The sequence below is a fragment of the Pseudomonas sp. PSPC3-2 genome, from assembly GCF_049897085.1.
Taxonomy (GTDB): domain Bacteria; phylum Pseudomonadota; class Gammaproteobacteria; order Pseudomonadales; family Pseudomonadaceae; genus Aquipseudomonas; species Aquipseudomonas paraveronii.
Map to the genome: position 1 here is coordinate 30594 of NZ_JAFCVO010000002.1, position 13756 is coordinate 44349.

The 13756-nt window shown below is 59.6% G+C and carries 13 protein-coding genes; 6 read left to right on the forward strand and 7 right to left on the reverse strand.

All coding sequences use genetic code 11. The annotated features are described in order from the left end of the window. Positions 1 to 59 precede the first annotated feature (59 nt). The gene (gene ahpF, locus ACP7CJ_RS05135) at positions 60 to 1613 is read left to right on the forward strand and encodes an alkyl hydroperoxide reductase subunit F (protein WP_276192903.1); all 1554 of its coding nucleotides are present in this window, start codon (positions 60 to 62) and stop codon (positions 1611 to 1613) included. Positions 1614 to 1687: 74 nt separating this feature from the next. Here ahpF and gloA read toward each other — a convergent pair whose 3' ends face one another. Beyond that, entirely contained in the window at positions 1688 to 2209 is a 522-nt protein-coding gene (gene gloA / locus ACP7CJ_RS05140; protein ID WP_276192904.1) for a lactoylglutathione lyase, read from the reverse strand. 197 nt (positions 2210 to 2406) lie between these two features. Here gloA and ACP7CJ_RS05145 point away from each other — a divergent pair, with 197 nt between their 5' ends. Beyond that, entirely contained in the window at positions 2407 to 2943 is a 537-nt protein-coding gene (locus ACP7CJ_RS05145; RefSeq protein ID WP_426099751.1) for a DUF4946 domain-containing protein, read from the forward strand. A 113-nt stretch (positions 2944 to 3056) separates the two neighbouring features. Here the strand turns inward: ACP7CJ_RS05145 and ACP7CJ_RS05150 are convergent, their stop codons facing one another. From ACP7CJ_RS05150 to ACP7CJ_RS05160, 3 genes are all read right to left on the reverse strand, one after another. After that, positions 3057 to 3419, reverse strand: a complete 363-nt coding sequence (locus tag ACP7CJ_RS05150) for a histone-like nucleoid-structuring protein, MvaT/MvaU family (protein WP_247402038.1) — start codon at positions 3417 to 3419, stop codon at positions 3057 to 3059. Between the two features lie 196 nt (positions 3420 to 3615). Then, positions 3616 to 5157 carry an EAL domain-containing protein gene (locus ACP7CJ_RS05155; RefSeq protein ID WP_276192906.1) on the reverse strand — a complete coding sequence of 514 codons (1542 nt, stop codon included), beginning with the start codon at positions 5155 to 5157 and terminating at the stop codon, positions 3616 to 3618. A gap of 47 nt (positions 5158 to 5204) precedes the next feature. Beyond that, entirely contained in the window at positions 5205 to 6119 is a 915-nt protein-coding gene (locus ACP7CJ_RS05160) for a LysR family transcriptional regulator (RefSeq protein WP_276192907.1), read from the reverse strand. 78 nt (positions 6120 to 6197) lie between these two features. On the opposite strand from ACP7CJ_RS05160, the gene ACP7CJ_RS05165 reads away from it, so the two are divergent. The 3 genes from ACP7CJ_RS05165 (at position 6198) to ACP7CJ_RS05175 (ending at position 9826) form a co-directional block, all read left to right on the forward strand. Further along, the gene (locus ACP7CJ_RS05165; protein WP_426099752.1) at positions 6198 to 7121 is read left to right on the forward strand and encodes a DMT family transporter; all 924 of its coding nucleotides are present in this window, start codon (positions 6198 to 6200) and stop codon (positions 7119 to 7121) included. A gap of 245 nt (positions 7122 to 7366) precedes the next feature. Beyond that, the gene (hppD, locus tag ACP7CJ_RS05170) at positions 7367 to 8443 is read left to right on the forward strand and encodes a 4-hydroxyphenylpyruvate dioxygenase (protein WP_247402030.1); all 1077 of its coding nucleotides are present in this window, start codon (positions 7367 to 7369) and stop codon (positions 8441 to 8443) included. 129 nt (positions 8444 to 8572) lie between these two features. Further along, positions 8573 to 9826 carry a dermonecrotic toxin domain-containing protein gene (locus ACP7CJ_RS05175; protein ID WP_276192911.1) on the forward strand — a complete coding sequence of 418 codons (1254 nt, stop codon included), beginning with the start codon at positions 8573 to 8575 and terminating at the stop codon, positions 9824 to 9826. 58 nt (positions 9827 to 9884) lie between these two features. Here ACP7CJ_RS05175 and rarD read toward each other — a convergent pair whose 3' ends face one another. The 3 genes from rarD to ACP7CJ_RS05190 all read right to left on the reverse strand — a co-directional run bounded on the left by rarD (position 9885) and on the right by ACP7CJ_RS05190 (position 12919). Further along, positions 9885 to 10766 (reverse strand): EamA family transporter RarD, encoded by an 882-nt coding sequence (gene rarD, locus ACP7CJ_RS05180; protein ID WP_276192912.1) that lies wholly within the window; start codon positions 10764 to 10766, stop codon positions 9885 to 9887. 157 nt (positions 10767 to 10923) lie between these two features. Continuing rightward, positions 10924 to 11934: an aldo/keto reductase gene (locus tag ACP7CJ_RS05185; protein ID WP_276192913.1), complete on the reverse strand. Its 1011-nt coding sequence runs from the start codon at positions 11932 to 11934 to the stop codon at positions 10924 to 10926. Positions 11935 to 12016: 82 nt separating this feature from the next. After that, on the reverse strand, positions 12017 to 12919 hold the full coding sequence (locus ACP7CJ_RS05190; protein ID WP_276192914.1) for a LysR family transcriptional regulator: 903 nt from the start codon (positions 12917 to 12919) through the stop codon (positions 12017 to 12019). A gap of 101 nt (positions 12920 to 13020) precedes the next feature. Between ACP7CJ_RS05190 and ACP7CJ_RS05195 the strand changes: the two genes are divergently transcribed. Then, positions 13021 to 13725: an SDR family oxidoreductase gene (locus ACP7CJ_RS05195; protein WP_276192915.1), complete on the forward strand. Its 705-nt coding sequence runs from the start codon at positions 13021 to 13023 to the stop codon at positions 13723 to 13725. Positions 13726 to 13756: the final 31 nt, after the last annotated feature.

The window sequence follows — 13756 nt, forward strand, 5'->3', positions numbered from 1 at the left end:
AACGCCCGGGCGAGATTCGCTCGGGCGTTTTTTTTACCGAATCAAAAGGAATCGCCCGTATGTTGGACGCCAATCTTAAAGCTCAGTTGAAGTCATACCTGGAACGGGTCACCCAGCCGATCGAGATCGTCGCCTCCCTCGATGACGGCGCGAAGTCCCAGGAAATGCTGGCTCTTTTGCAGGACGTAAGCAGCCTCACCACGCTGATTACCCTGAAAACCGATGGTGACGATGCGCGCAAGCCCTCGTTCTCCATCAACCGCCCGGGTGCCGATATCAGCCTGCGTTTTGCCGGCATCCCCATGGGCCATGAATTCACTTCGCTGGTGTTGGCCCTGCTGCAAGTCGGTGGCCACCCGTCGAAGGCCAGTGTCGAAGTGATTGAACAGATTAGCGCCCTCAAAGGCGAGTTCAGCTTCGAGACGTACTTCTCGCTGTCCTGCCAGAACTGCCCGGACGTGGTCCAGGCGCTGAACCTGATGGCCGTGCTGAACCCGAACATCCATCATGTGGCCATCGACGGCGCGCTGTTCCAGGCCGAAGTCGATGAGCGTCAGGTCATGGCTGTACCAAGCGTCTACCTCAACGGGGTGAACTTCGGCCAGGGCCGCATGGGCCTGGAAGAAATCCTCGCCAAGCTCGACACCAGCGGCATCGAAAAAGCCGCCGAGAAGATCAGTGCCAAGGCGGCATTCGATGTGCTGGTGGTCGGCGGTGGCCCGGCCGGTTCGGCGGCGGCTATTTATGCTGCGCGCAAAGGTATCCGTACCGGTGTCGCGGCGGAGCGTTTTGGCGGCCAGGTGCTGGACACCATGTCCATCGAGAACTTTATCTCGGTGCAGGAAACCGAAGGGCCGAAGCTGGTCAGCGCGCTTGAAGCCCATGTGCGTCAGTATGACGTGGACATCATGAACCTGCAGCGTGCCAGTAGCCTGGTGCCGGCGAAGAATGCCGGTGACTTGCACGAAATTCGCTTTGAAAGCGGTGCGACGCTTAAGTCGAAGACCGTGATCCTGGCCACCGGCGCCCGCTGGCGTGAAATGGGTGTGCCGGGTGAGCAGGAATACAAAGCCAAGGGCGTGTGCTTCTGCCCGCACTGCGACGGCCCACTGTTCAAGGGCAAGCGCGTGGCGGTGATCGGCGGCGGTAACTCCGGCGTTGAAGCGGCCATCGACCTGGCCGGTATCGTCAGCCACGTCACCTTGCTTGAGTTCGACAGCAAGCTGCGCGCCGACGCTGTGTTGCAGCGCAAGCTGTTCAGCCTGCCGAACGTCGACGTGATCACCAGCGCGCTGACCAGTGAGGTTAAAGGCGATGGCCAGAAAGTCACTGGTCTGGTGTACAAGAATCGCGACAACGGCGAGTTCACGACCATCGACCTGGAAGGCATCTTTGTGCAGATCGGTTTGTTGCCGAACACCGACTGGCTCAAAGGCACGGTCGAACTGTCGCCCCGTGGCGAGATCATTGTCGACGCACGTGGCGAAACCTCACTGCCAGGCATCTTCGCTGCCGGTGACGTGACCACTGTGCCGTACAAGCAGATCGTGATTGCGGTGGGCGAGGGCGCCAAGGCGTCCCTGAGTGCTTTTGATCACCTGATCCGTAGCTAGGCGCCAGCATAAAATCCGGCCCGGAAATGAAAAACCCCATGTGTAAACATGGGGTTTTTTATGGCGTGGGATGTTTACAGTGGCGCTGGCTGAATGATCTCAACCCAGTAAGCGTCCGGGTCCTTGATGAACGCCAGGCTCTTCATGCGGCCATCGTTCAGGCGCTTCTGGAAGTCGCAACCCAGGGCCTCGAAACGCTCGCACGCAGCCACGATATCCGGCACCGAAATACAGATATGGCCAAAGCCACGTGGGTCGGTGTTGCCATTGTGATAGGCGAAGTCGGCGTCGTTTTCGGTGCCGTGGTTGTGGGTCAGTTCCAGGATGCCTGGGATCGATTTCATCCACTGGGTACGCTCGGCGGCGTCCGCCGGAATCTGGGCCTTGTCCACCAGCGCCAGGAAGTACAGGCTGAATTCCGCTTCCGGGAAGTCGCGTTTTTCTACCAGCGAGAAACCCAGGACACGGGTGTAGAAATCCAGGGACTTGGTGATGTCCTTGACCCGCAACATGGTGTGATTGAACACGAAGTTCGAGGTGGCGGTGTCAGGTTGGGCGGTGACGCCCGGGAAAGTGTTCAGATCGTGCAGGCTCATGGACCCTCCAGAAAAAATGGGGCAAACGCGGTTTGAGATGAGAGGTGCGTTCCCTTGGCTTGCGGCAAGCATTCGTGCAGCTGGGCCATGATACGCAAGGCCCGCCCACTGCGCCAAATGAAAAAGGTCACGCAGGCCTTGCGACCCGCAGGGGCTGGGCCGCAAACTTTGGCGCTTGAACCTGGGGTGTTTTTGCAATGATCGAATGTCGTACACCGCTGTTGAACGCGTTGTGTTTGCTGTTGAGTAGCCCCTTGGTGCTGGCGGCCGAACCGGAAGTCCTCTGGCCCAGTGGCTGGCAAATCGAAGAAGTGGTCACTGATAAAGAGGCGCCAGCCAGCACTCAAAACGTGTCTCGGCAGCGGGCAATAAAGAATGATGAAAATGGCGCGACAGTGATGGTCATGGAGTTGACGGGTACCCCGATCGAGGCCGGGCATGCGGTCAATCTTGAGGGCGTGTTACTGGAAATGCGCAAGTCCATCCAGAAAGATTTTGCCCAGGGCGGCTATCAAAGTGTGTGCAGCAAGATGCGTCCTACAACATTGAGCCGTCTTGAAGCGCTGGAAACTACTTGCGTGATTACCGAGAACGGCCGGCACGTACTCTCGCAAACATTGGTTGGCGCTGTTGATACCGATAAAGCCTTTGTTTTTTCATACGCGGGCCAGGCGCAAGCATACGAAGCGAGCAAGGATGAAGTCCGTTCGGTGCGCGACAGTCTGAAACTTTGAAAGGCGCTGTCCCCAACATTTTTGAACGAAGTGAAATGTTATTTAAGTTCGCATTCGAACCGTTAAACAAAAAAGCCCCGCTATTGCGGGGCTCTTTGTAAATGCCTTTTCGATCAGCTGCGAAGCCAGGAATCTACAGTGGCGGCGCCATACTGTTCTTTCCAGGCTTTCAGGCCGCGGTGGTTGCCGCCTTTAGTCTCGATCAGTTCGCCGGTGTGCGGGTTGTGGTAAACCTTGACCACGCGCGCGCGGCGCTGTTTTGGTGCGGTCGCGCTCGCTGCGGCCTTGCCTGGGTTAGGATCAAGGATGGAAATGATGTCGCGCAGGCCCTTGCCGTAGCTCTTCATCAACGCTTGCAGTTTTTCTTCGAATTCGATTTCTTTCTTCAGGCCAGCGTCGTTCTTCAGGGATTCCAGCTGGGCAAGCTGCTCTTGAAGGGCTTTTTCTGCTGCGCGAAATTCGGCGAGTCTGGACAAAATATTTACTCCAATAGTGTATTTGGCTGATATCAACTGCAGATAACGCTATAAGCCAAGAGCGGTAAGGCGACTCGAGAAAGAGGCCTTCCTGCGAGTTCTGCACAGGTATGAAAAATTGTAGTAGTTAATCCGCCACGAGTAAATCATGTCTTTAGCTAATTAACACTCTTTCATCGGCGCGGTAGATGGCTATTCAATGGCTGGTCAGAGATTTAATGAACTCATCGCAGGGTAGCGGGCGCCCGAACAGGTAACCCTGCAGGAAATCTACGCCTTGTGCTGCCAGGTATTCACATTGCTCGATTGTTTCCACGCCTTCGGCAACGATGCCCAAGTCGAGCTTGCCGGAGAGCTCTATGATGCTGTCCAGAATATGCCGCGAGAGTGCATCTACACCGATCATGGCGACAAAGCTCTGGTCGATCTTTAAGTAGTCGACATTGAAGTTACGCAAGTAGGTCAGGCTGGAGTGACCGGTGCCGAAGTCATCGATTGCAATCATCACCCCCAGTTCGTGCAGCGCATCGAACAGGCGGCGGGTGATGTCGGTAGGCTTGATCAGTTCGCGTTCGGTCAACTCCAGCACCAGGATCACCTGGCCAGGCGTGAAGGCAGCGAGAAACTCCCGGCAGTCCTCCACCAAGGCCAGGTCCTGACAATGACGGGCGGTGATATTCACGCCGATATGGAAACCGCGGGCGAAACGCTCGGCATGCGGCGCCAATTGCGCCGCCGTCTGGCGCAGCAGCGCGCGAGTCATGGGCACGATCAGGCCACAGTCCTCAGCCAGTGGAATAAACAGGTCCGGCCGCACCAGGCCTTCCTTGGGGTGGTTCCAGCGCATCAGGACTTCGCAGCCAGCCCACTCGCGCGTATCGCCGCGTACCACCGGCTGGAAATAGGCGATGAACTCATTGGCACCCAAGGCCCGGTGCAGTTCGTGGGTCGGGGCTGACGAGCGTTTTTGCAACCAATGAGCCGACGCACCCGCCAGTGCGCCAAAGAATCCCACCAGGATGAACAGCGCCGGGTAACGATCCTGCAGATAGCGCCAGACTTCCCCGGCCGGCATGCCGGCGTCGACGCTGTAGCCATAACGCGTGGACGCCAGGTGGTGGTGGGCCACGGCAAACACCGGCAGCGCACTGTCGCGCACCTTGCCGTCAGCGCTCATCCAGTGAGGCCCGACCTGTAGGACGAGCTCTGCGTTGTGGCTGATCAGGCGCAGGGCGTTGCTCAGGTGATAGCCGTCAATCGATGCAAATGCGCCTTTATCGCCGTCGACCAGGCGGTATACCAACAGCGCGGTATCCGGTGTGACCGGATTGCCATTCATCAACCATAAGCGCCCATTGACATAATCTTCCGGGTTGACCGGTGATTCGTAACCACCGCCGAACAGGGAGCTGCAATAGATGTTTTCCTGCCAGGACAAGGTGGTCGCCCTTACAAATGGCCGGCGCGTGACCTGTTCACGCAGTGCCAGTTTTACCCCGTTGTTACACGGCTGACCGGCCAGCGGCAGTAACGCCTGGGCGGCGAGGGCGGTGTTGTCGAGCATCAGGTCGAACTGGCGCACCGCCTCCTGGGCCGTCTGCGCGGTACTTTGTTGCAGGGTGTGTTCAGCTTGCCAATGCAGGATGACCACGCCCACCCCGATCGGTAGCAGTGCGCTGAGCGCGGTAATCAGATAGCGCGTGGCGCGCTTTCTCGGGGCGTTGACGGTCAGGGGCATGGGGCGGACGGTCTGTCGTGGGATGGGGCGTGCCGGGCGGCACACGATTAACTCGATGATAGATGGCCGGGCCCGATTAAGCTCGCCGCAGCTGAGAAATCTACGCTCTGCGCTACGCGAATGAAGGCCAGGGTCGCAGGCGTCGACTGGCGTTGATCCAGCACCGCCAGGCCAATTTCGCGGCTGACCGGCGGAGACAGCGGACGCACGGTGTAGCGCGCATCCGGCGTTTCGGGCAACGACGCCTGGGCCACCACGCTGACGCCGTCACCACGGCTCACCGCCTCCAGGGTGCTGAGCAGTTGCGAGCAGCGATATCGCACCTTCGGGCTCAGCCGAGCCGTGTCGAACAGTCGCGAGACCAGCTCCAGCGAACCGGCTTCAGTGAGGATGAACGGGTCAGCGCACAGCGCCTTCAACGCCACGCATGAGCGTTCGGCCAAGGGGTGGGCTGCGGGCAAAAGGGCGACCATCTGGTCTTTGAACAGCGCAAACGTATCGAATCGTTCGTGCTCCAACACTACAAACCCTACATCGATACGCCGCTCATCCAGCCATTGGATCACCTGGCGATCCGGGCCTTCGTCGACATGCACTTCAATGCCCGGATACTGCATCCGGTAGCGCTTTAGAATGCGCGGCAGCAGGCGATTGGATGAGGTGGGGCCGAAAGAGCCGATGCGCAGGGTGCCGCGCTTCATCCCGCGCGCGTCGCAGGCTTCCTGCTGCAAGGTGTCGGCCACGCCGAGCAGTGTGCGGGCGCGCATCAGCAGTTGCCGGCCGATGTCGCTGAGTTCAACTTGGGACTGATGGCGTCGAAATAGCTCGACGCCCAGCTCTTGCTCCAGGGCTTTGATGGCGTGGGACACAGCGGACTGGCTGATCCCCAGGCGATGGGCCGCGCTGGTGAACCCCTGCAGTTCTGCGACCCGGGAGAATATTTCCAATTGCGTGAGTGTCATGAGTATTTACTCATTTTACGATGATTGATCATTAGCTGGAGGATACGCCAATCCCGCAAGCCACAGAGCAACCCACCGATGACCTCTTCTCCGGACCACTCGACCTACCTGAAGCTCGCCGCTGTGACCATGATCTGGGGCGGGACTTTCGTGGCCGGCCGCTATCTGGCCACCGACCTAGAGCCGCTGCTGGCAGCGACACTGCGTTTTCTATTGGCGAGTGTTGCGCTATTGGCCTTTATGGCCTGCGCACGCGTGCGCCTGAGCCGCCCAGACGCCAGGCAGTTCGTGCGTCTGGCCGTGCTGGGTTTTTTCGGCATCTTTTTCTACAACCTGTGTTTCTTTTACGGCCTGCATTACATCAATGCATCGCGAGCCTCCTTGATTGTCGCCTTGAACCCCGCGGTGATCGGCGTGGCTTCATGGTTGCTGTTCAAGGAGCGCCTGGGTGCAGCCAGGTGGCTGGGGATTGCCTTGTGCCTGGCCGGCGCGGGCACGGTGATTGTCAGTCGCAACCCCCAACTGTTGCAGGCGGTAGACAACGCCTGGCGCGGCGATTTGCTGATCTTCGGCTGCGTGGTGGGGTGGGGCGTGTACTCGTTGTGTTCGCGTGAGCTCAACCAACGCCTGGGCCCCTTGCAAACGGTTACCTGGTCGATTCTGCTGGGCACGGGGATGCTGATGATCACCACCCTCATCAGTGGCGGGATCACTCTGAATGCGCTGGCCGCCGTCCATCTGCCGCAACTGCTCGGCCTGTTGTATCTCGGGGTGGTGGGCTCGGCGGTGGCCTATATCGGCTGGTATGACGGTATTCGCCGAATCGGCGCGACCCGCGCCGGTGTGTTTATCGCCCTGAATCCGCTGACCGCGGTCATTTGCGGCGCGGTGTTGCTGGATGAGCAACTGACCCCACCCATGTTGTTGGGCGGCGCGGTGATCCTGCTTGGCATCTACCTGTGCAACAAACCCCTTGCTGCGGCCAGGCCAATGGGGATTTGATAAGAGGGCGGACAAATACTGTTACGCTGTGTAGAATCGGTTTACGCATACAAGAATATGGACTTGCGCTCACGCAAGCCTCAGCCGTCAGAGACTGATGTAACCATGAAGCTACTCGGCTCCCCCCTGATCTTTGGTGACTTCCTCGCCCGTAGCGTGCGAGGTCTCTCGTGTGCGCCTCCCTCCTGCTTCATCCTTGCTGGCAATTGACATCCGTTCATCACAAGAATGAAGAGGCGCCGAACATGGCTGACCAATACGAAAACCCAATGGGCCTGATGGGCTTTGAATTCATCGAGTTCGCATCGCCCACACCCGGCACCCTGGAGCCGATCTTCGAGATCATGGGCTTCAGCAAAGTCGCGACCCACCGCTCCAAGAACGTTGACTTGTATCGCCAGGGTGAGATCAACCTGATTCTCAACAACGAGCCCAACAGCATCGCCTCCTACTTTGCGGCCGAGCACGGCCCATCGGTGTGCGGTATGGCGTTTCGCGTGAAGGATTCGCAAAAGGCCTACAACCGCGCCCTGGAACTGGGCGCCCAGCCGATCCATATCGAAACCGGGCCGATGGAGCTGAACCTGCCGGCGATCAAAGGCATCGGCGGTGCGCCGCTGTACCTGATCGACCGCTTCGGCGAAGGCAGCTCGCTCTACGACATCGATTTCGTCTACCTCGAAGGCGTGGAGCGCAACCCGGTCGGCGCCGGCCTCAAGGTCATCGATCACCTGACCCACAACGTGTATCGCGGGCGCATGGCCTACTGGGCCAACTTCTACGAGAAGCTGTTCAACTTCCGTGAAGCGCGTTATTTCGATATCAAGGGCGAGTACACCGGCCTGACCTCCAAGGCCATGAGCGCTCCGGACGGCATGATCCGCATCCCGCTCAACGAAGAGTCGTCCAAGGGCGCCGGGCAGATCGAAGAGTTCCTGATGCAGTTCAACGGTGAAGGTATCCAGCACGTGGCGTTCCTCACCGACGACCTGGTCAAGACTTGGGACGCGTTGAAGAAAATCGGCATGCGCTTCATGACTGCGCCGCCGGATACCTACTATGAAATGCTCGAAGGCCGCCTGCCGAACCATGGCGAGCCGGTGGACCAGTTGCAAGCGCGCGGCATCCTGCTCGACGGCTCGTCCATTGAAGGCGACAAACGCCTGCTGTTGCAGATCTTCTCGGAAACCCTGATGGGCCCGGTGTTCTTCGAGTTCATCCAGCGCAAGGGCGATGATGGCTTTGGCGAGGGCAACTTCAAGGCACTGTTTGAGTCCATCGAGCGTGACCAGGTGCGTCGCGGTGTATTGACCGCCGACTGATCACGTTGTCGTCACCACAAGCCCGGTAGAGGTCGCCTCTGCCGGGCTTTTTTTGTGCGGAACCGTATCTCGACCAGCGCCCACAAAGATGACAGGACTGCAGGAAACAGCCTGCCCCTTGATGCAGGGATGCCGTACTTCAGTGTTCATGCCGCAGAGATCCTCTTTATGATCAATACGTCCTATGCAAACCCACAGACGTCTACGCCTTACACGCACAGTCAGCCCGTCGCGTCCACTCGCAGCACCCGCTCGGTCAGCGACTCGGACCCAGTCGACCTGGCGTTTCAAACCTACATGGACCGTGTGCAGTCAGAGTTCCAGAACGGTTCGCTGAGCACCGGGGGGCGCGCGCTGGCTTATGCCGCCGTCAGGCCCGACAAGCCGGGAGCGCCTGGGGTGCAGGTGTCTACCTTCGCCGTCGATGGCGCGCAATCCAACGACCTCGTAATGGTCAAGCGCACGCCGGCGACCGCCGAAGGTCCGAACTTTTTGATGTATTTGCCGGAGAAAGAAGGCCAATCGTTTCACGCATTCAATACCCCTGAGCAAATGACTGCCTGGCTCAAGGCGTCGCTCAGCGATCCAAAGGCGCGGGACACGTTTGCCGCACACTTCGCCAGTGACGCGGCGCCAAAGCAAGTGGAACGGGTCAAGCAGGTGCTGGAAAAATTTGCCGCCGGCGATCCCGATACGGTGGTCGGCAGTTATGCGCATGAGAAGGGGGACATCTTTACGCGCCTGCACAAAGACGCCAGCACCCCGCCGGTGCCCGTCAATGGCTTAACCAATACGCAGCTCTACAACCTGTCGCCGGACGGCAAGGCCACCTACGTCGGGACGCGCGCGGATGGAAATAAGGTGCTTTACAATTATGATGCTTACGGCAACCTGCATGGCGGTGCCGCAGACGGACAGTACTTGGTGCGTAACGGGCTGAACAATAACGAGCCGCTCGTAAAGATGACGCGTGAGAGATACAACGCGAATCTGCGCAATGTTGCCCTGGACAATGTGGGCGCCAATAATCGAAGTGGGCTCTACGATGAGTTCCTCAAACAGCTCAGAAACCCTGGCCATGGCCTGGGGACGGCGCTGAAAGAGTTGGGCGTTCCTGAAGACGTGGCTTACTCGGTCGAGAAAATCGCGAAGAACCCGGTCACGGGGACATTGCTTGAGCTGAACCAAAACAATCGGCTTGGCAATCTGTTTGGCGTTAAGAAAGAAGTGATGGATGCCGCCTTGGAAGATATAGGCAATGAGGTGCAGAGCAGCATCCCGATTTACGGCAAAAGGAGGGAGCAACTGAATACCGTGGCCGACTTACTGGAAAAGCAGTTCGGCACGCCTGAGCAACCAACGGCTCAGGTGCGAATCGGTTAAGTCGCCACATAGCCTCGGAGGGAATGGATGCCCCCACCACCGACATCCGCTCGTTCACTCATGGCCTGCGCTGACGCACCAGGTGCTTGAAGCCCTCGTACACCAGTACCATCACCGCCAGCCAGATCGGGATATACGTCAACCATTCGCCCGCCTTGATACCTTCCCCCAACAACAACGCCACCCCCAGCAACAAGACCGGCTCCACATAACTGAGTAGCCCGAACAGGCTGAATGCCAATAAACGGCTGGCAATGATATAGCTCACCAGCGCCGAGGCACTGATGACGCCCAGCATCGGAATCAATGCGTACAACTTCGGGTGGGCCTCCATCACCACAAAGCCCTGTTCACCGCTCTGCACAAACCACCACGCCACCGGCAGCATCAGCGCCATGTCCAGCCACAGCCCGCCCAAATGGTCGGTGGTCAGGTATTTACGCACCACGAAATACACCGGGTAGCCGATGATCACCACCAGCGTGGCCCAGGAAAAACCACCGGCCTGATACAGCTCGTTAAGTACCCCAAGGGCAGCAAACAAGACAGCGATCTGTTGCAGCCGCGACAGGCGTTCGCCATACACCAGGCGTCCGGTCAGCACCATGGTCAGCGGCAGCAGGAAATAGCCCAGCGACACATCCAGGCTGCGCCCATTCAGCGGCGCCCACATGAACAACCACAATTGCGCGCCGAGCAGCGCCGAGGACACCACGATGCCGCCAATCAGTCGCGGCCTGGCCGCCAGCATCCGCAGCACGTCCCATGCCCGTCGCCATTCGCCGCTGACGAGCATGAACACCGTCATGCACGGCATGGTGAGTAACATGCGCCAGCCGAAAATCTCCAGGCCACTCAAGGGGGTCAGCAGCGACGTGAAGTAATACATCACGGCAAACAGCACCGAGGCCAAGACCGATAACACAACACCTTTAGACACGCTGTCCTCGCGAAAACCGTTGGATACAAAAGAGGGGGATTTCAGCAGGGGAATATAGTGCTTTTAGCGTGAGAGCGGCGCTCTGTTTTGGGGCGTTTCATGCAGGTATTTTTCACTGCCCCCGGCGGGAGGGCAGTGAGCCGCGATCTTCCGGGGGTTACGTAAGCGACATGCGGCCGGAGACAAAATGGCCGACATCATTGAAGCCGGGAGTGGACGAGTGCCCTGGCGTCACCAGCGAGTCAATAAATGCCTCATCCTCAGCCGTGAGCTTCACATCCAGCGCGCCGGTGTAGGCATCCCACTGCGCCTCGGTACGTGGCCCGACAATCGCAGAGCTGACGGCCGCGTTGTTCAGTACCCAGGCGATTGCGAACTCGACAATCCCCACGCCACGCCCTTGGGCATATTGCTGGATCTGCTGGGCAATGCGCAGCGACTCCACCCGCCATTCGGTTTCCAGAATGCGCTTGTCCTGGCGTGCGGCACGGCTGCCGGCCTCGGGTGTCACATCGGGTGCGTATTTACCGCTGAGCACGCCACGGGCCAGCGGGCTGTAGGGCACCACGCCCAAGCCATAGGCGGCTGCGGCAGTGATTTGCTCGACCTCGGCCTGGCGATTGACGATGTTGTACAGCGGCTGGCTGATCACCGGTTTGTCCACGCCCAGGCGCTCGGCCACGCGAATCACTTCGGCAATGCGCCAGCCACGGTAGTTGGACAGGCCCCAGTAACGGATCTTGCCCTGGCGAATCAGGTCGCCGATCGCCGACACGGTGACCTCCAGCGGGGTGTTGTGGTCTTCGCGGTGCAGGTAGTAGATGTCCAGGTAATCCGTGTCGAGACGGGTAAGGCTGGCTTCCAGCGCGTTGAAAATACGCTTGCGGCTCAAACCGCTGCGGTTGGGCAAACCGTCCGGCGGGCCAAAGCCGACCTTGGACGCCACCACCCAGTCCTGGCGCTGACGGGCGATGGCTTCACCGACCAGCTCTTCCGAGCGTCCGCCGGTATAAACGTCGGCGGTGTCGATGAAGTTGATGCCCTGGTCCCAGGCCTTGTCGATGATGCGCAGCGAGTCTTCGGCGTTGGTCTGTTCGCCAAACATCATGGTGCCCAAGGTCAAGGCACTGACCTTCAAACCGGACTGGCCCAATGTGCGGTAAATCATGGAAAGCTCCTCAAGGCAGGAAAACGTGTGCCATGCAATACCAGACTCGCAGGCTCTGGAACAAGCCCCCGGGCGTGTTTCTTCATGTGCTCAGCAGCCTCTGGCAACGTGCCTGGAGGAAGCGATGCAGCACTTTCACCCGTTCCGACACTTGCAGGCGATGCGGGCACATCAGGTTGAAGGGTGTGGGTTCGCCCTGCCAGTCGGTCAACAGCGGCACCAGGCGTCCGGCCTGGATGTCGCTGGCGATATCCAGGTTGGCTTTATAGGCAATGCCATGCCCGGCCAATGCCCAGCGCCGCACGATTTCCCCGTCGTCGCTCAAATAGTCGCCCGTCACGTCGACCTCCTGCAGCTCGGCGCCTTGGCGGAAGTACCAGGTGTTGTTGGCCCGTCCCTGGCGCATGTAGCGCAGCGTGTTGTGTTGCGTCAGCTGTGCCGGCGTGCTCGGTGCGCCATGGCGCGCCAGATAGGCGGGGCTGGCGCAGGCGATGCGCCGGTGGCCTGGCACCACCGGCAACGCCACCAGGCTGGAGTCGCGGGGTACGCCGAAGCGCAGGGCGATGTCGACGGTTTCGCGGAACAGGTCGGCGTTACTGTCGTTAAGCAACAACTGAACGCGGATGTTCGGGTGTTCCAGCTTGAATTCATCCAGCCAGCCCAACAGCACGTTGCGCCCGAAATCCGAAGGCGCAGCCAATTGCAGCCAACCACTCAGGCTTTGGCCGTGTTGCTTGATCGCCTGCTCACCCTCAGACAAGGCTTCCAGCGCCACGCGCACACTGTCCAGGTAGCGCCGGCCTTCCTCGGTCAGGCGCATGTTGCGGGTGGAGCGCGCCAGCAGCCGTATGCCCAGGCGGGTTTCCAGGCGTTTGAGCGCAATACTCGCGGCGGCTGGCGTGAGGCTGAGGCTGCGCGCGGCCGCCGACAGGCTGCCGGTGTCGGCGGTGCGCACGAAGATTTCCAGGTCGAGAATCGAGCTCATTTGTAAAAATCCTTTAAATATCTTGTCGTTTTACCGGGATTTTTCGCCGATTGCCAAGCTGGGAAGATGAACCTTCACTTTCTGACGCAGGACATTTCTTCATGACCCATTCTCTCAGCGGCAAAACTGTCGTCGTTATCGGCGGCAGCAGCGGCATTGGCGCAGCGGTGGCCAAGGCGGCAGCCGCGCATGGCGCACAGGTGGTGCTGGCCGGACGGCGTGTGTCCTCCGGCGTCGAGAACGGCGTGCGCAGCGAACCGGTGGACGTCACCGACAGCGCCTCCCTGCAACGCCTGTTCGACGCCGTGGGGCGCTTTGATCATCTGGTCTATACCGCCGGCCCGTCAGTGCGCGCCAAAAACCTGATCGACACCGACCTGGACGAAGCCCAAGACAATTTCAACGTCAAACTCTGGGGTTCATTGCGCGCGATCCAACGGGCGCTGCCGTTCCTCGACGAGCACGGCAGCATCAGCCTGACTTCCGGCCAACTCGGCCGCAAATTTGCGCCCGGCCAGTTCATCAAGACCGGCATCAATGCCGCGACTGAAGCCCTGGGCAAGCAATTGGCCAAGGAGTTGGCACCGCGTCGGGTCAATGTGATCTGCCCTGGCGTGATCGACACGCCGGCGTATGCCGGGTTGGACGAAGCGCAGCGCCTGGCGATGTTTGCCAGCGTGGGGGGCACATTGCCGGTAGGGCGCGTCGGGCAGGCCGACGAAGTGGCGGAGGGGTATGTATTGGCCATGGAGAATGGCTTTATGACCGGCGCCGTGATTGATATCAACGGCGGCGGGCTGTTGTAAACACCGCATGACAGGTGGGAGCAGGCTTGCC